This window comes from Blastococcus sp. SYSU D00868, assembly GCF_054050575.1.
In genome coordinates, this window is the sequence record NZ_JBJGZO010000002.1 from 100729 (window position 1) to 120965 (window position 20237).

Consider the following 20237-nt stretch of genomic DNA (forward strand, 5'->3'; position numbering starts at 1 on the left):
GATGCCCACCGTTCCCTGGCGTTCCCGGCTCGCCCCGGAACCCGACCGCGAGTACCTGGTGATGGCCAGCCGGCTCCCCCTGCGGTCGCGGGCGCAGGTCCCCCGGTTCCTGGGGATGACCCTCTCCGTCGTGCGGCAACTCGAGAGGACGCAGGGAGTCGTGGGCTACAGCCTGCGCGCCCAGCCGTTCGCCAAGACCTTCTGGACGCTGTCCGCGTGGACGGATGGCGCGGCGCTGGCCCGGTTCAACCGGGACCAGCCCCACCACGCCGTCACCGAGAAGCTGCGCCCCCACATGGGACCGACGCGGTTCGTGACCTGGACGTGCCGAGGCGATGAGCTGCCGGTTGCGTGGGACGACGCGATCGAGCGGCTGCTGCGACCCGCCGGCTCCACGCCGCCGCCGTCGCCGATCGGCTGAGCAGCAGCCCGGAGGTGCCGCCATGATGGTGCTGGTCGTCCTCGTCGGTACGTACGTGGTGGCCCGGCTGTTCCCGTCACGGCGGCATGAGCGACGTCCATCGCCGGACGCGGCTCGGGTGGCCATGGCCACCGCGATGACGTTCACGGGGGTCAGTCATCTGACGAAGCCGGACCCCTTCGTGCAGCACCTGCCCGAGTTCGTGCCCGCACGGGAGCGGGTCATCTTCGGGACCGGGCTGCTGGAGATCCTGTTCGGGATCGGCCTGGCGGCGCCCAGCCGCTGGCGCCGGGAAGTGGCTCTCGCCCTCGCGGCGTACCTGGTCGCGGTCTTCCCGGCCAACGTCTACGTCGCCGCGACCGGGATCCGGATCGAGGGCCTCCCCGGCGCCTCGCACCCGTGGCTCCGCCTGCCCTTCCAGTTCGTCTACATCGCCTGGACCTTCTGGGCCGTCCCCGGAGCCTGGCAACTCGCCCGTGCCCGGGCCATGCGGCTGCGGGACGCCGCGGCGCCGGCCCCCCACAGCCGGGGACCTGCCCACGCCACCTGACCGGCTCCGGCAGCGGCGCTCGCCTGCTCGCTGTACCGCGTCAGGGATCACGGGCCGCTCGCCACGGGCGAGGTGCTCGTCCGAGTCGGCCTGCTCCCGCCCAGAGAACCCGCACGCGCGGGCGGCGGCCGGGCAGCCGGCGAGCGCCGGCTCCGCGCCGGCGAACCCCGCGCGCAGCCGCGCTCGGAGAGGCCACCATGCACCCATGGCATCGTCCCGGCGCGATCTCGCGGTCACCGGGCCCACCCCAGTCGCCCTCGCCGGATGCGGCGTCCTCGCGTCGGGCTGCGCGGCGACGGTGGCCGCCTGCGGTGAACTCCACCCCGGCTCGCTCGTGGCCGTGACCACCGTGGGGACCCTCGTCACCGGCATCGGCCTGCTCCGGCGGACGGGCGCCGGCTCCCCGGCGGAGGGGAGGCTGCCGAGGACCTGGCTCCTCCTCGGGGCAGCGCTCGCGGTCTTCGAGGCAGTTGCTCTCCTCCGCGAGGACGTCCCCACGCTCAGCGACATCGCGGACCCGGCTCTCGCCGTCTCCTCGGTCCGCGCCGCTGCCACGCTGCTGTGGTGTGCTGCCGGCGCATGGCTGGTGACGCGCCCTCCCGCTGCCGTGGCCGCGCTGATGCGGCGTCCGGCCGGCCGGCTCGCGGTCCTGGCGTCCTGGCTGTGGCTGGGCGTGCACTTCCTCGCCCGGTGAGCGCACCACGGTCGAGGGCGAGGGGATCGTCTGACGCAGTGTCCGCGAGCAGACCTGTGCGCCATCGCCCGACCAGCGCCACCGGATGGCCCACGACCTCGGGCGGGTCGGGCATGGTGGCGATCTCGGCGGCCACCTCCCCGGCCGTCGCCCGCAGCTCCGGGTCCGTCGTGAGCCGCTCCAGCTCGGCTGCCGTCAGCTCGTCGAGCCGTACGGCCAGGCTCGCACCCCTCGTCGCCACGAGTCGTGCGCGCTTCGTACGGTCTCCCGCGCCCGGGACGACGATCTGCGGCACGCCGGCAGCCAGCGCGTTCATCAGGATCGACGCTAGCGTCCGCGAGGTGGGCGAGCCCGGCGAGCTGCGGTACGCAGACGTGCATCCGAAGGCCGGCTCCGCTGCCGGGATGGCTGTCGGCGGGACCCGGCTGGTCGCCGCCGTGCTCGTCCCGCTCACCGCCGGACTCCCGGCCACCCGACGGCCGACCTGGCGTCCGGTCGGCTTGCTGGTATCGCCGGTGTCGATCGTCGTGCTCCCGCCATCGGCGTCGATCGCCCGGGCGGGCCTGACCGTCGACGCGGCGGTGCTCGTCGCCATCGCCCTCGCCATCGCCCTCGCCATCGCCCTCGCCGTCGCCCTCGCCGTCGCCATCGCCCTCGCCGTCGCATCCGCCCATCGGCAGCCGCGGCCCGCAGCCAGGAGCGGCCGATGACCCCTCCCCCGGCACCGAGGTCCGCCCGCGGAGTCCGGGCCGAGTGGAATCGGCTCGCCGGCCGAGGTGGGCCTGTCGCGGCCTTCGATCCCGCGAGCGTGGCAGACCTCCCCGAGGCCGCCCGCCGATGGCTGCGGCACGCCATCGCCCCAGGGACGCCGCTGTGGCCGTCGGTGGTCCTCACCATGCACGGGCAGATCCGGCTCGGAGCCTGGCGTCCCTTCACCGCCCAGCAGGTGCTCGCACCTCCCCACGGCTTCGTCTGGGCCGCGACGGCCCGCCTGCTCGGCGTTCCCGTCACCGGCTTCGACCGGTACAGCTCCGGAACCGGACAGATGAACTGGCGGCTCGCCGGGCTGGTCCCTGTCATGACCGCGACCGGTCCTGACGTCACCCGCAGCGCGGCCGGTCGCCTCGCAGGCGAGATGGCCCTGGCCCCGACCACCTTCCGGTCCGCCACCTGGACTCCGGGCGCCGACCAGGACCACGCCGTCGTCACCTGGAGGATCGACGAACACGAGGAGAGCGCCCAGTTCCACGTCGGTGCGGACGGGCGGCTGCTCGGGGTGCTCATGCAGCGCTGGGGCAACCCTGGCGGCGAGCCCTTCGGTCGCTACCCGTTCGGGGTGACGATCGAGGCCGAGGACACCTTCGACGGCGTCACCATCGGCTCCCGCCTCCGTGCGGGCTGGTGGTGGGGCACCGACCGGCAGGACGAAGGCGAGTTCTTCCGCGCCTCCATCACCGGCGCCCGCTTCAGCTGACGCCGATCCCACCGCAGGTCGCCGGCGACTCTCCCTTCCCTCTCAGGACCGGCGGCGCGCCCGCGGACCCGGCGCCCCTCCGCCGGTGCGACGGAGGCGGCCTCTGGCTGGAGATCCGTTCACATGTCGGACCGGGCGGTGGGAATCCGGATGACAGTCAGGGTGCCGGCGATGAGCGGGCGTCCCCCGGGCGAGCGGCTGGGGGACGGCGCCGCCTCGGACTCCGTGGGCCACCGGGCCGCATCGAACAGTGCGTGGAGCACCGGTACACCCGCCGCGGCGGTGACCCAGCGGGTGGCCACCCGCCGCAGCGGCACGACGAGCGCGGAGGCGACGAGTGCCCCCAGGACCAGTCCGTCGACGACGTCGTGGGGGTGGTGCACGCTGAGTCCCACGCGCGCGGCGGCGAGCAGGGCCAGCGGTGGCGCCCACCAGGGCGCCGGTACCGCTCCTGACAGCACCGTCGACCGGCTCGTCGTCATGGGGCCGATGCTCCGCATGCCCGCCGGGCGGCGACTCCTGCACGGGGACCCACCGGCTCTCCTCCTCACGGAGGAGACGAGGTCCCTCCTCGTCCCCAGGGCCTATCCGCAGGTCCGTCCCTGCGGCCGATGGCCGGGTTCGGTCGCGGCCCGAGAGTCCATGGCGCCGCAGTGGAGGCGGCACACCCCAGGACTTCCGAGGAGGGATCGTGACAACGGTCCAACAGGCCACGACCGCCGCCGCAGACGCACTCGCGACCGCCCACACGTACGCCGCTCGAGGCACGGCGCTGACCAAGGTCTACGGGCACGGCGACACCCGGGTCGTGGCCCTGGACGCCGTCGACGTCGCGTTCCGCCGCGGCGAGTTCACCGCGATCATGGGACCGTCCGGCTCGGGCAAGTCGACTCTCATGCACTGCATGGCCGGACTGGACAGCCTCACGTCGGGCCAGGCGTGGATCGGCGAGACGCAGATCAGCGACCTGGACGACAAGGGCCTCACCCGGCTCCGGCGCGACAAGGTCGGCTTCGTCTTCCAGGCCTTCAACCTGCTCCCCACCCTGACCGCGCTGGAGAACATCACGCTGCCGATGGACATCGCCGGCCGCAGCCCCGAACGGGCGTGGCTGGACGGCGTGATCGACGCCGTCGGGCTCCGGGAGCGGCTCGGGCACCGGCCGACCGAGCTCTCCGGCGGCCAGCAACAGCGAGTCGCGTGCGCCCGCGCGCTGGCGAGCCGGCCGGACGTCATCTTCGCCGACGAGCCGACCGGGAACCTCGACTCCCGCAGCGGGGCGTCGGTGCTCACCTTCCTGCGCACCTCGGTGCGCGAGATGGGCCAGACCATCGTGATGGTCACCCACGACCCGTCCGCAGCGTCCTACGCGGACCGGGTGCTGTTCCTGGCCGACGGCCGCATCGTCGACGAGATGGCCGGGCCGACGGCCGACCGGGTCCTCGAGCGCATGAAGGCCTTCGACGCCGCCGGCCGCGACGCCGCGAAGGGCCACTGACATGTGGCGCACCACCTGGCGCAGCCTGCTCGCCCACAAGCTCCGGCTCGCCTTCTCCGGGCTCGCCATCGTCCTGGGTGTCGCCTTCGTCAGCGGCACCATGATCTTCACCGACACGCTCAACCGCACCTTCACCGCACTGTTCGAGAGCACGGCGGCCGACGTCAGCGTGCAGCCCGCAGCCGCCTTCGACGCCGGTGTCACCGGACCCGGCGGAGGCGTCCAGCAGCTGCCCGCCGGTCTGGTCGAACAGATCCGCGCCGTCGACGGTGTCGCCGCCGCCGAAGGCCACGTCCAGACCGAGGGCGTCTACGTCCTCGACCGCGACGGTCAGGTGCTCGACACCGGCGGCGCACCCGGCGTCGGTGTGAGCTGGTTCGCCGAGCGCGAGCTCTCGCCCAGCGAGCTCGTCGACGGACGGGCACCCGCACGGAGCGGCGAGGTGGCCCTGGACCGCGCCTCCGCCGAAGAGCTTGGCTACACAGTCGGGGACCGGGTCACCCTGCTCACCCCCGGGCCCCGCGTCGAGGCCGAGGTCGTCGGCGTCTTCACCTTCGGGGAGGACGGCGGCCTGGCCGGTGCCTCGCTGACCGCCTTCGACCTCGCCACCGCCCAGGGCCTGCTCGGCCTCGGGGACGACTTCACCGGCATCGACGTGCTCGTCGCGGACGGCGCGTCCGACGAGCAGGTGCGCGACCGGATCGCGGCCGCCGTCGGCGACGACTACGACGTGACGACCGCGCAGGAGCAGGCCGACGAGCAGGCCGCCGCGCTGGAGGACGGGCTGTCCTTCATCACCGTCCTGCTGACGGCGTTCGCCGGCATCGCCCTGTTCGTGGGCTCCTTCATCATCCTGAACACGTTCTCGATGCTGGTCGCGCAGCGCACGCGGGAGCTCGCGCTGCTGCGGGCCCTGGGGGCCGCCCGCGGTCAGGTCACACGATCGGTGCTCGCAGAGGCGCTGGTCCTGGGCGTCGTCGGGTCCACGCTGGGCCTGCTCGGCGGCTTCGGCATCGCCTCGGCGCTCCGCGCGCTGTTCTCCACCTTCGGCCTGACCCTGGACGGCAGCCTCGTGCTGTCGCCCGGCACGGTCGCCTGGAGCTACGCGGTCGGGGTCCTCGTCACTCTGGTCGCGGCCTACCTGCCGGCCCGCCGAGCCGCCGCCACCCCGCCTGTCGCGGCGATGCGCGAGGACCAGGTCGCGGTGGAGCGCTCCCTGCGCAAGCGCACGATCGCGGGCGTCGCAGCGACCCTGGCCGGTGTCGCCGGTCTGGCCGGGAGCATCCTGGCCGAGGGCGGGACCGCCGCCCAACTCGTCGGCATCGGCGGGCTGTGCCTGGTCCTGGCGGCCATCGCTCTGAGCCCCGTCCTGGCCCGGCCGTTCGCCCGGTCCGTGGGCGCGGTCCTCCCCCGCCTGTGGGGCACGGCCGGGCACCTCGCCCGGGAGAATGCCCAGCGCAATCCCCGCCGGACCGCGGCCACCGCGTCCGCGTTGATGGTCGGCCTGGCGCTGGTCACCGCGTTCAGCATCCTCGGGGCCTCCGCGAACGCCTCGGTCGACAAGCTGATCGGCACGGCGTTGCGTGCGGACTTCGTCGTCTCCACTGCTGTGGGGCAGCCCTTCACCCCGCAGGTCGCGGAGGAACTGCGTTCGGTGGAGGGGGTCGACGCCGTCACCCAGATGCGCTTCGGCCAGGCCCTCCTCGGCGGGGACGAGACGCTGGTCGCCGCGGTCGACGCCGCGACCCTGGACCGGACGCTCGAGTTGGACTACTCCGCCGGCAGCAGCGCGGACCTGACCGGCTCCGGCCTGCTGGTCGACGAGCCCACCGCGGACAGCCACGGCTGGTCCGTCGGTGACGCCGTGGAGATGCTCTCGCCCACCGGCCAGACCGCCCAGCTGACCGTCGGCGGCATCTTCAGCGCCAACCAGGCGGTGGGCCCGGCCGTCGTGTCGCTGGAGACCTTCGTCGCCACCGGCGGCGCCGAGCTCGACCGGTACCTGTTCCTGGACGTCGCCGGCGGCGCGGACACCGCGGCCGTCCGGTCGGCGATCGAGGCGGCCATCGACCCCTACCCGGTGGTCACCCTGAAGGACCGCGACGAGTTCGCCGGCGAGCAGAAGGGACAGGTCGACCAGATCCTGATGCTCATCAACGCCCTGCTGGTGCTCTCGGTGCTCATCGCCGTCCTCGGGATCGTCAACACCCTGGCGATGTCGGTGCTCGAGCGGACCCGCGAGATCGGGCTGCTGCGGGCGGTCGGCATGACCCGCGGGCAGCTGCGTCGGACGGTGCGGCTGGAGTCGGTGCTCATCTCGGTGTACGGCTCGGTGCTGGGGCTGCTGCTGGGCGGGCTGCTCGGGATCAGCCTCACCCGGGCGCTGTCCGACCAGGGCATCTCCGAGCTGGTGGTCCCGGGCGGGCGGCTGGTCCTCTTCCTCGCCGTCGGCGCGCTCATCGGCGTCCTCGCCGCCGTCTGGCCGGCCCGGCGGGCGGCACGGATGAAGGTGCTCGACGCCATCGCCACGGCCTGACGGCTGCGGACGGAGGGGCGCCTCACCGAGGCGCCCCTCCGGTCGTGGCTCGGCCGGACACGGGGACGCGGACGACGACGCGGGTCCCCCGCCCCGGCGCGCTGTCCACCTGGAGCGTGCCCCCGCAGAGGAGCGCCCGCTCCCGCATGGTCCGCTGCCCGTGCCCACCCGCCTCGATCGCCGCGGGGTCGAAGCCGCAGCCGTCGTCCGCGACCTCGAGGACGAGCTCGCCCCCCTCCCCGTCCAGGGACACGGCCGCGGCCGTCGCTCCGGCGTGCTTCACGCAGTTGTGGAGCGCCTCCCCCGCGATGCGCACCAGGTGCTCGACCGTGCGTGCCGGGACCCGGGGCACGGCTCCGGGCGCCCGCAGGTCCACGGGCAGGCCGTCCCGCGTCGTGCTGACCCGTGCGAGGTCCCGCAGCGCGTCGAGCAGGTCATCGTCCGAGCCCTCCACGCGCATGCCGGTGACCATCGCGCGCAGCTGGGAGATGGCCTGCCGCGACAACGCCTCGAGGTCCCGCGCGGCCTCCTCGACGGCCTCCGGCGTCCCGGAGCGCAACCCCCGCTGGATCACCTGCGCCCGCGCGTGCACCGAGAACAGTGCGGCGCTCACCGAGTCGTGCAGGTCCCGCCCGAGCCGGTGCCGCTCGAGCTCGGCGGCGTGGGCGGCGGCCTGCTCGCGCAGCCGCTCCTCGGCCAGCGCGACCGACGCGTGCGCCCCCAGGCCGGACCAGGTGATGAGCTCGCCCTTCGTCGCGGCCGTCACCGTGCGCGGCAGCAGGAGCACGAGACAGCCGACGACCGCCCCGCCCCGGTGCAGCGGGACCTGGACCGACCCCTCCCACGCCAGTCCGTCGGTCAGCTGCGCGAGGCCCGCGGTCGGCGCCGAGGCGGCCTGCCGGGTCCGCCCGTCGGACAGCGACATGAGCCGCCCGGCCGTCAGCAGGGCACCACCGGGCAGGTCCGCGAGCCGCAGCCCGGCGTCGGTCACCACCCCGGGGAGTTCCTCGGGCACCCCCGCACCGGCGAGCAGCTCCAGTCGCCCGTCCCGGCACTCGACCAGCACCAGGCAGGCCACCGCGCGCGACCGCGCCACGGCCTCCTCGGCCAGGCTGCCGAGGACCTCCCCGACGGACCCGCCTTCGGCGATCCGGGCGGCCGCAGCGCCGAGCACCGCGGCCTGCTGATCGGTGTGCGCCAGCCCGAAGGTGGGGTGGAAGATCGCCGGCGCCAGCTCCTCGCCGTCGGCGTGCAGCACCGAGCCCGACCAGGTGATCCCGACCTCGCTGCCGTCGGGGCGCACGATGGTGTTCGCGTAGAAGCCGGTGTCCCCCTCGCGCTGGTCCTGCTCCAGCGCGAGCAGGTAGGCGCGCTCGTGCTCGGCGAACGACAGCAGGTAGTCCTCGCCCTGCAGGTCGGTGAAGGGCCGGCCGATCAGCGCGCAGCCGGTGGGGTTCAGGTACACCCAGCTGTGGTCGTCACCGGTCACGCAGACGCCGTATCCCGACGTCTCCAGCATCTCCACCAGGGCGTCCAGGCCCAGACCGCGCAGGACGGCGGCGCTGTCGGACGGCGGCCGGTCGTCGCCGGCACCCCGCGGCCGCGGCAGGCCGACCTCGTCGGCCGGAGTCCGGGGCTCGCCGGGATCGGGCGGCTGTGCGTCCCGTCCCGGAACCGTGCTCCCCGGGCTCGTCACGGCTGCAGAGGCTACCGGCCGCGCCCCGGCCGACCGCCGGATCGCCGTGCCGGCGCTCCTCCGCGAGGAGGAGGAGCGGTCGCGGACCGGTCCACGAGGAGGAGGAACCCCCCGCGCCGGCCGTCCTACCGTGAGGCCGTGCAGCGACTGGCCACCGGCACCTCGGCCGCCCTCCGGCGGCACGCGTCGCGGCTGGACGTGCTGCTCGGCGTCGTCGTGGCCGTCTTCGGCGTCCTGTCGCTGTGGTCCACGCCCACCGCCGTTCCGTTCGACCACCGCGACCCCGACGCGCTCGCCGTGGCCCTGACGCTCGTGGCCGGCGCCTCGGTCGCCGTCCGGGGGCGCTGGCCCGTTCCCGCCCTCGTCCTGGCATCCGCGGCCGCGCTGACCCCGCTCGCGCTGGGCCATCCGCAGACCATCGCGACGTTCACCCCGCTGCTCGTCCTCTACACCGTGGCCGTCCGCCGTCCCTGGTCGGTGAGCGGGCCGGCTGCGATGGGCGTCTACCTGCTGGTGGGGCTGCTGCTGGCCGCGGGCCCGATCGAACCGACCGTCGCCGACTGGGTGAGCAACACGTTCATGGTGATCGCGGTCTGGGCTGTCGGCTGGTCCGTGCGCAGCCGTCGCAGCGAGCACGCCGGCCGAGAGGAGCGCAACCGCGCCCTCTTCGAGGCGGCCCAGGCCCGCGCACGCGCGACGGAGGTGGACGAACGAGCCGCCATCGCCCGGGAGATGCAGGACCTGGTCACCCACGGCATCACGGCGCTGACCGTCCACGCCGCGGCCGCTCGCCGGGTGCTGCGCAGCGATCCGGACACGGCCGAGCGCCTGCTCGTCGAGGCCGAGCGGGCCGGCCACGAGTCCATCGCGGACATGCGCCGGATCCTGGGGCTCCTGCGGCCCGCCGACGACCCGGCGGAACTCCGGCCGCAACCGGGGCTCGCCGACCTCGGTGCGTTGGTGGACGAGGCGCGGGCCGAGGGCATGGACGTCGAGCTGGCCTGCACCGGCACCCCCGTGGAGGTCGAGGTGGGCGTCGCGTTGACCGCCTACCGCGTCGTGCAGGAGGCGCTGCGCAACGTCCGGCAGCACGCGGGGCGCGCCGCTGCCCGGATCTGCCTCGAGTGGAGCCCGGGACGTCTGCTGCTCGCCGTGGTCGACGACGGCCGCGGCGCCCCCGACTGGTCCGCCGACCCCGCGCCCGGCGGACACGGACTGCACTCGCTGCGCGAGCGGGTGCGGGTGTACGGCGGCGAGCTCACCGCAGCCCCGCGCACCGGCGGCGGTTTCACCCTCACGGCCAGCCTCCCGACCACCAGGAGCCCGTCATGACCATCCGCGTCCTCCTGGTGGACGACCAGCCGCTGCTGCGCACCGGGTTCCGCCTCATCCTGCAGGGCGAGCCCGGCATCGAGGTCGTCGGCGAGGCCGCCGACGGCGAGGTGGCGCTCGCGCAGGTCCGGGCGCTGCAGCCCGACGTGGTGCTCATGGACATCCGCATGCCGAGGATGGACGGCGTCGAGGCCACCCGCCGCCTGCGTGAACTCGACTCCCCGCCCCAGGTCCTCGTGCTGACCACCTTCGACCTGGACGAGTACGTCGTGGAGTCCCTGCGGGCCGGCGCCTCCGGGTTCCTGCTCAAGGACGTCCCCGCCGACGACCTGGTCGAAGCCGTCCACGTGGTGCACCGCGGGGACGCCGTCGTCGCCCCCCAGGTCACCCGGCGCCTGCTCGACCGGTTCGCCCGGCACCTCCCGGCCGCCACGACGACCGCACCGGCCCCCCTCCCCCAGCTGACCGGGCGCGAGCACCAGGTGCTCCTGCTCGTCGCGCGCGGGCTGTCCAACGCCGAGATCGCCGCCGAACTGGTCCTGAGCGAGACGACGGTCAAGACGCACGTCAGCAACGTCCTGATGAAGCTCGGCCTGCGCGACCGCGTGCAGGCCGTCGTCCTCGCCTACGAGCGCGGTCTGGTCAGCCCGGCCGGCTCCTGAGCAGGAGTTCCCCTCCCGTCGCTCCTCCTCCGGGAGGAGCTCGGAACGGACCGCCGGGAGGACGACCGGACGGAGCCGCGCTCCTAGCGTCGGGAACGAGCGGGGCACCCGGCCCCGGTGCGAACCCACGGAGCCCCCATGACCTCGATCCTCGTCTCCGACGACACCCTCACCGTCCGGCTGCCCCGGCTGAGCCGGATCGCCGGGCTGCTCCGCGACCAGGTCGTCCCGCGCTCGGCCATCGTCAGCGCCGAGGCGGTGTCCGACGGGCTGGCCGCCGCCCGCGGCCTCCGCGCGCCCGGCTTCGCCCTCCCCGGCCGGCGCAAGATCGGCACCTGGCGTGGCCGCGCCGCCCGCCGCTTCGTCGACGTCCGCCGCGGCCAGCCCGCGCTGCGTCTGCGCCTCCAGGGGCAGTACTACGACGAGCTGCTCGTCGGCCACGACGACGCCGCCGCGGTCGCCGCGCGGTTGACCTCCAGCGACTGACACCACGGTCCCGGAGGGACCCCTCGTGTACCGCTCACCCGACGTCGAGAGGTGCTGTGCGGGGACCCCCGACCTGGGTACGGTCTGTGATCCACGCCACAGCACGGTGGGGGGCGGACATGACCGCGACCGAGCAGCGGACCACGGCGGGACAGGCCGGCGAGGCCTCCGCTCCTGAACACGTCGACGTCCTGATCGTCGGGGCCGGCGTCTCCGGCATCGGCGCCGCGCATCACCTGCGGGAACGGTTCCCCGGCAGGTCCGTCGTCCTCCTTGAGGCGCAGGACGACCGCGGGGGCACCTGGTGGACCCACCGGTACCCGGGGGTGCGCTCCGACAGCGACCTGTTCACCTACGGCTACCGCTGGAAGCCCTGGCGTGGCCCCTCGATCGCCGCAGGTGAGGAGATCCTCGCCTACCTGGACGAGGTGATCGCCGAGGACGGCCTGGCCAAGCACATCCGCTACCAGCACAGGGTGACCGCCGCCAGCTGGTCGAGCGAGGACCGGCGGTGGACGGTGCAGGTCACCCGCACCGACACGGGGCAGGAGCTGCTGTTCACCACCGACTTCCTGTGGATGTGCCAGGGCTACTACCGGCACGACCGGCCCCACCGGCCGGAGTGGGCGGGCATGGACCGGTTCCAGGGCCGGGTCGTCCACCCCCAGCAGTGGCCCGACGACCTCGACCTGACCGGCAAGCGCGTCGTCGTCATCGGGTCCGGCTCCACCGCCGCCACCCTGATCCCCGCCATCGCGCCGCAGGCCGCGCACGTGACCATGCTGCAGCGCTCGCCCTCCTACTTCCTCGCACCGCCGCTCACCCACGAGCTCGCGGTGACGCTGCGGCAGCTGGAGATCCCCGAGGACTGGACGCACGAGATCCTGCGCCGCGCCTACACCGCCCAGTTCAACGAGCTGGCCCGGCTGGCGCACGAGGCGCCCGACGAGCTGCACGCCTTCCTCATGGAGTCGATGAAGCCGCTGCTGCCCGAGGGGTTCGACGTCGAGAAGCACTTCACCCCGCGCTACCGGCCGTGGCAGCAGCGCATCGCGATCGTCCCGGAGGGCGACCTGTTCGCCGCACTCCGGGAGGGCACGGCCTCGATCGTCACCGACACCATCGAGACCTTCACCGAGAAGGGCATCCGGGTCAGCTCCGGCGAGGAGCTCGAGGCCGACGTCGTCGTCACGGCGACGGGCTTCGACCTGGCGGTGCTCGGGGACGTCGCCTTCACCGTGGACGGCGAGGCGGTGGACTTGTCCGAACGCGTCACGTGGCGAGGCCTGATGATCAGCGGCGTCCCCAACATGGCCTACGTCTTCGGGTACTTCCGGCACAGCTGGACGCTGCGGGTGGACCTGGTCAGCGACCTCGTCGTCCGGCTGATGGAGACGATGCAGCTGAAGGACGCGAGCATGGTCGTCCCGATGCTGCGCGACGAGGACGCCGGCATGCAGATCCGGCCGTGGTCGGACCCGGAGAACTTCAACCCCGGCTACGTCCTGCGCTCGCAGCACGTGCTGTTCAAGCAGGGCGACCACGAACCGTGGACCCACATGCTCGAACACGCGGCGGAGACGGAGATCCTGCCGAAGGCCGACCTCGAGGACGGGTCGCTCGTCTTCCGCTGACCCCGCCCGCACCGCCAGCAGTCCCCGGCGGGCGCCGTGCCCGCCGGGTCCCCCGCACAGCGAGGAGCCCCCATGCCCACGACGGCCGTCCGCACCGGAGTCACGCTCCACTACGAGATCAGCGGCGAGGGCGACCCGCTGCTGCTGATCACGGGGACCTCGTGCTCGATCCCGCTGTGGGGCGAGCTGATCCCCCGGCTGGCCGAGCAGTACCGCGTGATCGCGTTCGACAACCGGGGCCTGGGCGGCAGCGAACGTGGAGAGGGCGAGATCTCCGTGGCGTCGCTGGCCGAGGACGCCTCGGCGCTGCTCGAGGCGCTCGAGATCCCCCGGGCGCACATGCTGGGCTGGTCGCTGGGCTCCGCGATCATCCAGGAGCTGGCGCTCGCCCACCCGGACCAGGTCGCCACCGCGGTCCTGTACGCCACCTGGGCGCGGTGCGACGGATTCCAGCGGTCCGTCCTCACCGCGCTGCGGCACCCGTACGCGACGCGGGACCTGGAGTGCGCCCTGGCCACCTCGGGGATGGCGTTCTCGCCGGAGCTGCTCGACCACCCGGAGTTCGACGCGATGCTCGAGCCGATGCTGCCGGCGTTCCCGCAGGACGAGGACCAGATGCAGGTCACCGTCGAGCAGTGGGACGCCGACCTGGCCCACGACACCCTGGACCGGCTCGGCGGGATCACCGCCCCCACCCTGGTGATCGTCGGTGAGCAGGACCTGCTGACCCCGCCACGGCAGGCGAAGGCCGTCGCCGACGCCATCCCCGGGGCGCGCTTCGAGCTGCTGACCGGGCCGGGGTCGAGCCACGGCCTGCACATCGAGCGCCCGGACGACGTGATCCGGATCGTCACCGGCTTCCTGCAGGAGCACACCCTGCTGCAGCGGAGCTGATGACCCCCGGGGACGCGCCCGGCCTCAGTGCCCCCGGAACGCCTCCTCCAGCCACCAGGACGGCTGCCCCTGCGTCACCTTGGCGTCGATCAGGAGCGGTGACGTGCGGCTGCTCCGGAGCCAGGAGGCCACCCCCGCCAGGTCCTCACGGCAGCGGACGGTAACGCCGTCGAACCCGAAGCCGCGAGCGATCGCCGCGAGATCGGCCGCGGGGAAGCGGACGGTGTCCAGCGGCGCGCCGCGCGGACCGAAGTGGTGCACCTCGGCGCCGTAGGCCTCGTCGTCGTACACGATCACCACCATCGGCAGGCCCAGTCGCACGACCGTCTCCAGCTCCGAGGCGCCCATCAGCAGGCCGCCGTCCCCCAGCGCGGCGACCGGCAACCGGTCCGGGCGCGCCAGTGCGGCGCCGATCGCGGTCGCCAGCCCCAGCCCGACGCACTGGAACGCCTGGGTGAAGCAGAACCCGAACTCGTCCGGGACGCCCAGGAACATGCTCGGGTAGCCCATGAAGTTGCCCGAGTCCACCGACACGATCCGCTCGCCCGGGAGCAGGTCGTCCAGGGCGATCGTGAGTGTCCGGGGGTCGATGCGTCCGGGCTCGGTCGCCGGCTCGAAGGGGACGTCGCGCCAGCGCAGGGAGGCGGCGAGCCGTGCGCCCAGCGGCCCGCTGCGGTAGCCGGTCGGCCCGCCCCCCTCCCCCGCCAGCGCCTCCGCTGCTGCCTCGGCCACCTGCCGCACGTCGCCGACGACGCCGAAGGTCGGCGTCCGGTGCACGCCGAGGGCCTCGGCGTCGACGTCGACCTGGACGACGACGGCGTCCGGTGCGATCAGCCTGCCGTGCCGCATCGTCCACATGTTCAGCGCGCACCCCCACCCGACGACCAGGTCCGCGTCCCCGATCAGCTCGGCCGCCAGCGGCGAGGCGAAGCCCCCGGAGACGTCCAGCGCCCACGGGTTGCCGGCGAACAGCCCCTTCGCGACGGCTGAGGTCGCGAGCAGCGCGCCGCACCGGTCGGCGAGGTGCTCCAGCGCCGTCCGGCAACCGGGCCCGCGGGCGCCGCGCCCGGCGACGAACACGGGCCGACGGGCGGTACGCAGAGCGGTCGCCAGCCGTTCGACGGACCCGGTGTCGGCCGGGGGCGCGGGCAGCGGGACGGGCCGGACCAGCGAGGCCGGCGCGATCGGGTCGGGAGCCGGCAGGGACTGCACGTCGAGGGGCAGGTTGAGCAGCACCGTGCGGCGGTGCTGCACCGCGGTGGCGACTGCGTCCGCCGCCTGCCGCGGCGCGTCGTCGGCCGCGGTGACCCGCACGGAGACCGCACCGACGGCCTCCGCGAGCGCCGGCTGGTCCACGAAGAAGTTCGACCGCGGCTGGGTCGCCTCGGCGCTGACGACGACGAGCGGGGTGCGGCTCTTCGCCGCCTCGGTGATCCCGGTCAGCGCGTTGGTCAGGCCGCAGCCCTGGTGCAGGGTCACCGCCGCCACGCCGGCGGCGCTCATCCGGGCGTACGCGTCGGCCATCGTCGCCGCGCCCGTCTCGTGCCGAGCGGCCACGAACCGGGCACCGGCCGCGACCATCGCGTTGGTGACGTCGAAGTTGCCGGAGCCGACCACCCCGAAGGCGGAGTCGATGCCGGCCCGGACCAGCGCCGCGCCGACCGCGGCGGCGACGGTCGGTCCCCCGGCGCTCACCGCTCGGTGCTCATCTCTCGGTGCTCATCTCTCGACGAGCGCGAGCACGCGGGCCGGGGCCCCGGACCCGCCGACGATCGGCAGCGGAGCGGCCACCAGCAGCGCGCCGGTCGGCGGCAGCAGGGCGAGGTTCTGCAGCTGGGTCAGCCCGTACTTGCCGTTGCCGAGCAGCGCCGCGTGGCACGGGAACGGCGGGTCGAAGGAGTGCGCCGCCCCGGCGTCGGTGCCGACCGTCTCCACACCGAGGCCGATCACCGGCGTCTCCTCGGCGAGCCAGCGTGCGCACGCGGGTGAGATGCCGGGCGTGTGCGGGCCGCTCTCGTCGGCGTTGAGGAACGCCTCCTGCGAGGCCGACCGGGCGTCCCACCCGGTCCGGTAGAGCAGCCAGCCACCGCCGGGCAGGGCTCCGTGCGTCTTCTCCCACTCGCGGACGTGGTCGACCTCGAGCAGGAAGTCGGGGTCGGCCGCGGCCTGCTCGGAGAAGTCCAGGACGGCGGCCGGGCCGATGAGCCTGCGCGCCGGCACGGCGGCGACGTCCTCGCCGTCCCGCCCGGTGATCCAGTGGACCGGCGCATCGAGGTGGGTGCCGGTGTGCTCGCCGGTGCGCACGTTGTTCCAGTACCAGGCCGGGCCGCGCTCGTCGTAGCGGCTGATCTCCTCCAGCGCGAAGGGAGCCGTCTGGCCGAACGGCGGCGGCAGCTGGATGACCGGCGTGTCCGCCGACAGGGGCGCGGTGAGGTCCACGACGTCGATCCGTCCGCCGGTCAGCGCCTCGGTGAACTCAGCCAGGATCGACATGCGGGCCCCCTTCTCGGCCGGGTGCGGTGACCCGGCCGAGCTTGGCCCAGCTCACCGCCGTCGGGGAAGTGCCCACCGGCTGCCGGAGTGGCTACAGTGCCCCGCACTGGCGCCGAGCGAGCCCCGAGGGGGATGCCGTGGCCGAGCTGCAGCACAAGATCCTCCTGGACGAGTCGCAGCTGCCGACGCGGTGGTACAACGTCGTGCCCGACCTGCCCACCCCGCCGCCACCGCCGCTGCACCCGGGCACGCTGCAGCCGGTCGGGCCGGCCGACCTGGCGCCGTTGTTCCCGGACGAGCTGATCGGCCAGGAGGTCACCGGCGAGCGGTACGTCGACATCCCGGGCGAGGTGCTCGACGTCTACCGGCTGTGGCGGCCCTCGCCGCTGTACCGGGCGCACCGGCTGGAGAAGGCGCTGGGGACACCGGCCCGGATCTACTACAAGTACGAGGGGGTCTCCCCGGCCGGGTCGCACAAGCCGAACACCGCCGTCCCGCAGGCGTACTACAACGCCGGCGCGGGCGTGCGGCGGCTGACGACCGAGACCGGCGCGGGACAGTGGGGCACCGCGCTCGCCTTCGCCTGCGCCCAGTTCGGGCTCGACTGCGAGGTCTGGCAGGTGGGCGCCTCCTACGACCAGAAGCCCTACCGGCGGATCGCGATGGAGACCTACGGCGCGACGGTGCACCGGTCCCCCTCCGAGCTCACCGCGGCCGGCCGGTCGATCCGCGCCGGGGACGCACACCACCCCGGCTCGCTCGGCATCGCCATCAGCGAGGCGGTGGAGGTGGCCGCAGGGGACCCGGGGACCCGCTACGCGCTGGGCAGCGTGCTCAACCACGTGCTGCTGCACCAGACGGTGATCGGCGAGGAGGCACTGCTGCAGTGCGCGGCGGTCGGTGAGGTCCCCGACGTCATCGTCGGGTGCACCGGCGGCGGATCGAACTTCGGCGGCCTGGCGTTCCCCTTCCTCCGCGAGAAGCTGGCCGGCCGGATGGCACCGGTCATCCGGGCGGTCGAGCCGGCCTCGTGCCCCTCCCTGACCCGCGGGGTCTACACGTACGACTTCGGCGACACCGCCGGGATGACGCCGCTGCTGAAGATGCACACCCTCGGCCACGGCTTCGTGCCCGACCCCATCCACGCCGGCGGCTTGCGGTACCACGGGATGTCCCCGCTGCTCTCGCACGTCTACGCGCTGGGCCTGATCGAGGCGATGGCGCTCCCCCAGACGGAGTGCTTCGCAGCGGGCCTGCAGTTCGCCCGCACCGAGGGCATCATCCCGGCACCCGAGCCCACGCACGCGGTGGCCGCCTGCATCCGCGAGGCACTGGCCTGCCGGGAGAGCGGCGAGGAGAAGGTCGTCCTCACCGCGCTGTGCGGGCACGGGCACTTCGACATGCCCGCCTACGCCGCGTACCTCGCCGGCGAGATGGTCGACGAGGACGTCACCGACGAGCGGCTCGCGCCCTCGCTGGGGGCGCTGCCGACCGTGCCGGCCTGACCTAGCTCCCGGGCCGCCACCTGGCGTGCCGGGTGCCGGTCGCCGGCCGGCGGATCAGCTCGAGCCGGGGCGGCGGCCCGTCGGTGCGGCCGGTCGGCGGCCGGCGGCTGCCCGCGCGGTACGGCGCCGGCCAGGCCACTCCCGGGCCGGCGTACCCCTGCTCGGCCGCGGCGTGCAGGGTCCAGTGCGGGTCGTAGAGGTGCGGCCGGCCGACGGCGACCAGGTCCGCCCGGCCGGCGAGCAGGATCGAGTTGACGTCGTCGTAGGACGCGATCGCGCCGACGGCGATGACGGCGACGCCGAGCGGCACGCCGACCTCCTGCCGGATCCGGTCGGCGTACGGCGTCTGGTAGCTGCGCCCGAACGCCGGCTGCTCCGCCTTGACCACCTGGCCGGTCGACACGTGGATGGCGTCGGCCCCGTGCTCGGCGAACGCCCGGGCGATCGCGACCGCGTCCTCGACGTCGGTGCCGCCCTCGCACCAGTCGGTCGCCGAGATCCGCACGCTCATCGGCCGCTCCGCCGGCCACGCCGCCCGCACCGCGTCGAAGACCTCGAGCGGGTAGCGGAGGCGGTTCCCGAGCGGCCCGCCGTACTCGTCGGTCCGCCGGTTGGACAGCGGCGACAGGAAGGACGAGAGCAGGTACCCGTGCGCGCAGTGCAGTTCCAGGACGTCGAACCCCGAGCGGGCTCCGGCCTCGGCGCAGGCGACGAACTCGGCGGTGATCCCGGAGAGCTCCGCGCGGGAGAGCTCGCGGGGCACCTGGTTGGCCGGTGAGTACGGCACGGCCGACGGGCCGACGACGTCCCAGTTCCCGGCCGGCAGCGGCTCGTCCATGCCCTCCCACATCAGCCGGGTGGAGCCCTTGCGGCCGGAGTGCCCGAGCTGCAGGCCGATCCGCGCCGCGCTCTGCCCGTGGGCGAAGTCGACGATCCGCGTCCACGCCGCCTCCTGCTCCGGCGTGTAGATACCGGCGCAGCCGGGGGTGATCCGCCCGGACGGCGAGACGCAGACCATCTCGGTCATCACCAGCGCGGCGCCGCCGAGCGCGCGGGCGCCGAGGTGGACGAGGTGGAAGTCGGTCGGCATCCCGTCGTCCGCGGAGTACATGTCCATCGGCGAGACGACGACCCGGTTGGCCAGCTCCAGCCGCCCGAGGCGGAACGGCTGGAACATCGGCGGCCGCACCTCCCCGGTGCCGGACTGCTCCGCGAACCAGCCGTCCATCCGCCCGACGAACTCCGGGTCGCGCAGCTTCAGGTTGTCGTAGGTGATCCGCCGGCTGCGGGTGACGATGTTGAACGCGAACTGCTCCGGGGCCTGTCCGACGTACTGACCGATGCTCTCGAACCACTCCAGGCTCGCCTGCGCCGCGCGCTGGGTGGAGACCACCACCGGTCGCCGCTCCGCCTCGTACGCCTCCAGCGCGCCGGCCACGTCCGGCTGCTCCTGCAGGCAGGCGGCGAGTGCCAGCGCGTCCTCCATCGCCAGCTTGGTCCCCGAGCCGATGGAGAAGTGCGCGGTGTGGGCGGCGTCGCCGAGCAGGACGACGTTGCCGTGCCGCCAGGTCCGGTTGGAGACCGTCGGGAAGCTCTGCCACTTCGAGTTGTTGGCGAGCACCGCGTGCCCGTCGAGGACGTCGCCCAGCAGCTCGCGGATCCGCGCGATCGAGGCGTCGTCGCTGGCCCCGGGTGGCAGTGCCCGCCCGTCGGACGACCCGAACCCGGCGGCCCGCCACACGTCGTCGTGCATCTCGACGATGAACGTGCTGTGCCCGCGGTCGTAGGGATACCCGTGCACCTGCAGCACGCCGTGCGGCGTCTCGCAGATGTAGAACTGGAAGGCGTCGAACACCTTGTCGGTGCCGAGCCACATGTACTTGTTCCGGCGCACGTCGACGGTGGCGCCGAAGACGTCGGCGTACTTGGTGCGGACGGCGGAGTTCGCCCCGTCGGCGGCGATCACCAGGTCGACCTCGCCGGCCAGCGTGTCCACGTCCGGTGCGCCGGTGCGGAAGTCGACCCGCACCCCGAGCTCCGCGCAGCGCTCCTGCAGGATCCGCAGCAGCTCCTTGCGGCTCATCGCGGCGAACCCCTGCCCCCCGACGGTGGTCGTCGTGCCGCGGAAGTGCACGTCCACGTCGTCCCACCGGGCGAACCGCGCGGCCATGCGGGCGTGGACCACCGGGTCGGCGTGCTCGATCCCGCCCAGGGTCTCGTCGCTGAACACGACGCCGAAGCCGAACGTGTCGTCGGGCGCGTTGCGCTCCCAGACCCGGATCTCCGACTCCGGCCGCAGCGCCTTGGTGAGGGCGGCGGCGTAGAGGCCGGCGGGGCCACCGCCGAGAACCGCGATGCGCAT

At 74.1% G+C, this 20237-nt stretch carries 18 protein-coding genes and 1 pseudogene; 13 read left to right on the forward strand and 6 right to left on the reverse strand.

Annotated features, from left to right (window positions below; genetic code table 11):
* The first annotated feature begins 1 nt into the window (after nt 1).
* The 3 genes from ACI79F_RS02250 to ACI79F_RS02260 all read left to right on the forward strand — a co-directional run bounded on the left by ACI79F_RS02250 (nt 2) and on the right by ACI79F_RS02260 (nt 1665).
* The gene (locus tag ACI79F_RS02250; RefSeq protein WP_456543514.1) at nt 2-421 is read left to right on the forward strand and encodes a hypothetical protein; all 420 of its coding nucleotides are present in this window, start codon (nt 2-4) and stop codon (nt 419-421) included.
* Nucleotides 422-557: 136 nt separating this feature from the next.
* Nucleotides 558-971: a DoxX family protein gene (locus tag ACI79F_RS02255; RefSeq protein WP_456578869.1), complete on the forward strand. Its 414-nt coding sequence runs from the start codon at nt 558-560 to the stop codon at nt 969-971.
* A 340-nt stretch (nt 972-1311) separates the two neighbouring features.
* On the forward strand, nt 1312-1665 hold the full coding sequence (locus ACI79F_RS02260) for a DUF6186 family protein (RefSeq protein ID WP_456543618.1): 354 nt from the start codon (nt 1312-1314) through the stop codon (nt 1663-1665).
* Nucleotides 1666-1750: 85 nt separating this feature from the next.
* On the opposite strand, the pseudogene ACI79F_RS02265 reads toward ACI79F_RS02260, so the two are convergent.
* A pseudogene (locus ACI79F_RS02265) lies at nt 1751-1981 on the reverse strand (nucleotide disphospho-sugar-binding domain-containing protein); the annotation flags it as partial.
* 25 nt (nt 1982-2006) lie between these two features.
* Here ACI79F_RS02265 and ACI79F_RS02270 point away from each other — a divergent pair.
* Together ACI79F_RS02270 and ACI79F_RS02275 are read left to right on the forward strand one after the other, a co-directional pair.
* Nucleotides 2007-2375, forward strand: a complete 369-nt coding sequence (locus ACI79F_RS02270) for a hypothetical protein (protein ID WP_456543512.1) — start codon at nt 2007-2009, stop codon at nt 2373-2375.
* Nucleotides 2372-3139 (forward strand): DUF6544 family protein, encoded by a 768-nt coding sequence (locus tag ACI79F_RS02275; protein WP_456543511.1) that lies wholly within the window; start codon nt 2372-2374, stop codon nt 3137-3139. Before ACI79F_RS02270 ends, ACI79F_RS02275 begins: the two co-directional genes overlap by 4 nt.
* A gap of 119 nt (nt 3140-3258) precedes the next feature.
* Here ACI79F_RS02275 and ACI79F_RS02280 read toward each other — a convergent pair whose 3' ends face one another.
* The gene (locus tag ACI79F_RS02280) at nt 3259-3621 is read right to left on the reverse strand and encodes a hypothetical protein (RefSeq protein ID WP_456543510.1); all 363 of its coding nucleotides are present in this window, start codon (nt 3619-3621) and stop codon (nt 3259-3261) included.
* A gap of 209 nt (nt 3622-3830) precedes the next feature.
* Here ACI79F_RS02280 and ACI79F_RS02285 point away from each other — a divergent pair, with 209 nt between their 5' ends.
* Together ACI79F_RS02285 and ACI79F_RS02290 are read left to right on the forward strand one after the other, a co-directional pair.
* Complete coding sequence (locus tag ACI79F_RS02285) at nt 3831-4637, forward strand: ABC transporter ATP-binding protein (RefSeq protein ID WP_456543509.1); 807 nt, start codon at nt 3831-3833, stop codon at nt 4635-4637.
* A gap of 1 nt (nt 4638) precedes the next feature.
* Entirely contained in the window at nt 4639-7173 is a 2535-nt protein-coding gene (locus ACI79F_RS02290) for an ABC transporter permease (RefSeq protein WP_456543508.1), read from the forward strand.
* 22 nt (nt 7174-7195) lie between these two features.
* Here ACI79F_RS02290 and ACI79F_RS02295 read toward each other — a convergent pair whose 3' ends face one another.
* Nucleotides 7196-8869 (reverse strand): histidine kinase, encoded by a 1674-nt coding sequence (locus tag ACI79F_RS02295; RefSeq protein ID WP_456543507.1) that lies wholly within the window; start codon nt 8867-8869, stop codon nt 7196-7198.
* A 138-nt stretch (nt 8870-9007) separates the two neighbouring features.
* On the opposite strand from ACI79F_RS02295, the gene ACI79F_RS02300 reads away from it, so the two are divergent.
* The 5 genes from ACI79F_RS02300 to ACI79F_RS02320 all read left to right on the forward strand — a co-directional run bounded on the left by ACI79F_RS02300 (nt 9008) and on the right by ACI79F_RS02320 (nt 13877).
* Entirely contained in the window at nt 9008-10201 is a 1194-nt protein-coding gene (locus ACI79F_RS02300; RefSeq protein ID WP_456543506.1) for a sensor histidine kinase, read from the forward strand.
* Nucleotides 10198-10863 carry a response regulator gene (locus ACI79F_RS02305; RefSeq protein ID WP_456543505.1) on the forward strand — a complete coding sequence of 222 codons (666 nt, stop codon included), beginning with the start codon at nt 10198-10200 and terminating at the stop codon, nt 10861-10863. The genes ACI79F_RS02300 and ACI79F_RS02305 overlap by 4 nt, the downstream gene beginning before the upstream one ends.
* Nucleotides 10864-11001: 138 nt before the next feature.
* Nucleotides 11002-11349: a hypothetical protein gene (locus tag ACI79F_RS02310; protein ID WP_456543504.1), complete on the forward strand. Its 348-nt coding sequence runs from the start codon at nt 11002-11004 to the stop codon at nt 11347-11349.
* Between the two features lie 119 nt (nt 11350-11468).
* Nucleotides 11469-12983: a flavin-containing monooxygenase gene (locus tag ACI79F_RS02315; RefSeq protein ID WP_456543503.1), complete on the forward strand. Its 1515-nt coding sequence runs from the start codon at nt 11469-11471 to the stop codon at nt 12981-12983.
* A 72-nt stretch (nt 12984-13055) separates the two neighbouring features.
* Nucleotides 13056-13877 carry an alpha/beta fold hydrolase gene (locus tag ACI79F_RS02320; protein ID WP_456543502.1) on the forward strand — a complete coding sequence of 274 codons (822 nt, stop codon included), beginning with the start codon at nt 13056-13058 and terminating at the stop codon, nt 13875-13877.
* A gap of 24 nt (nt 13878-13901) precedes the next feature.
* On the opposite strand, the gene ACI79F_RS02325 is transcribed toward ACI79F_RS02320, so the two are convergent.
* Both ACI79F_RS02325 and ACI79F_RS02330 read right to left on the reverse strand, forming a co-directional pair.
* On the reverse strand, nt 13902-15572 hold the full coding sequence (locus ACI79F_RS02325; protein WP_456543501.1) for a thiamine pyrophosphate-binding protein: 1671 nt from the start codon (nt 15570-15572) through the stop codon (nt 13902-13904).
* A 24-nt stretch (nt 15573-15596) separates the two neighbouring features.
* Nucleotides 15597-16370, reverse strand: a complete 774-nt coding sequence (locus ACI79F_RS02330) for a cyclase family protein (RefSeq protein WP_456543500.1) — start codon at nt 16368-16370, stop codon at nt 15597-15599.
* 137 nt (nt 16371-16507) lie between these two features.
* Here ACI79F_RS02330 and ACI79F_RS02335 point away from each other — a divergent pair, with 137 nt between their 5' ends.
* Entirely contained in the window at nt 16508-17875 is a 1368-nt protein-coding gene (locus tag ACI79F_RS02335) for a TrpB-like pyridoxal phosphate-dependent enzyme (RefSeq protein ID WP_456543499.1), read from the forward strand.
* A 1-nt stretch (nt 17876) separates the two neighbouring features.
* On the opposite strand, the gene ACI79F_RS02340 is transcribed toward ACI79F_RS02335, so the two are convergent.
* Nucleotides 17877-20237, reverse strand: coding sequence for a bifunctional salicylyl-CoA 5-hydroxylase/oxidoreductase (locus ACI79F_RS02340; protein WP_456543498.1), 2361 nt, complete (start codon nt 20235-20237; stop codon nt 17877-17879).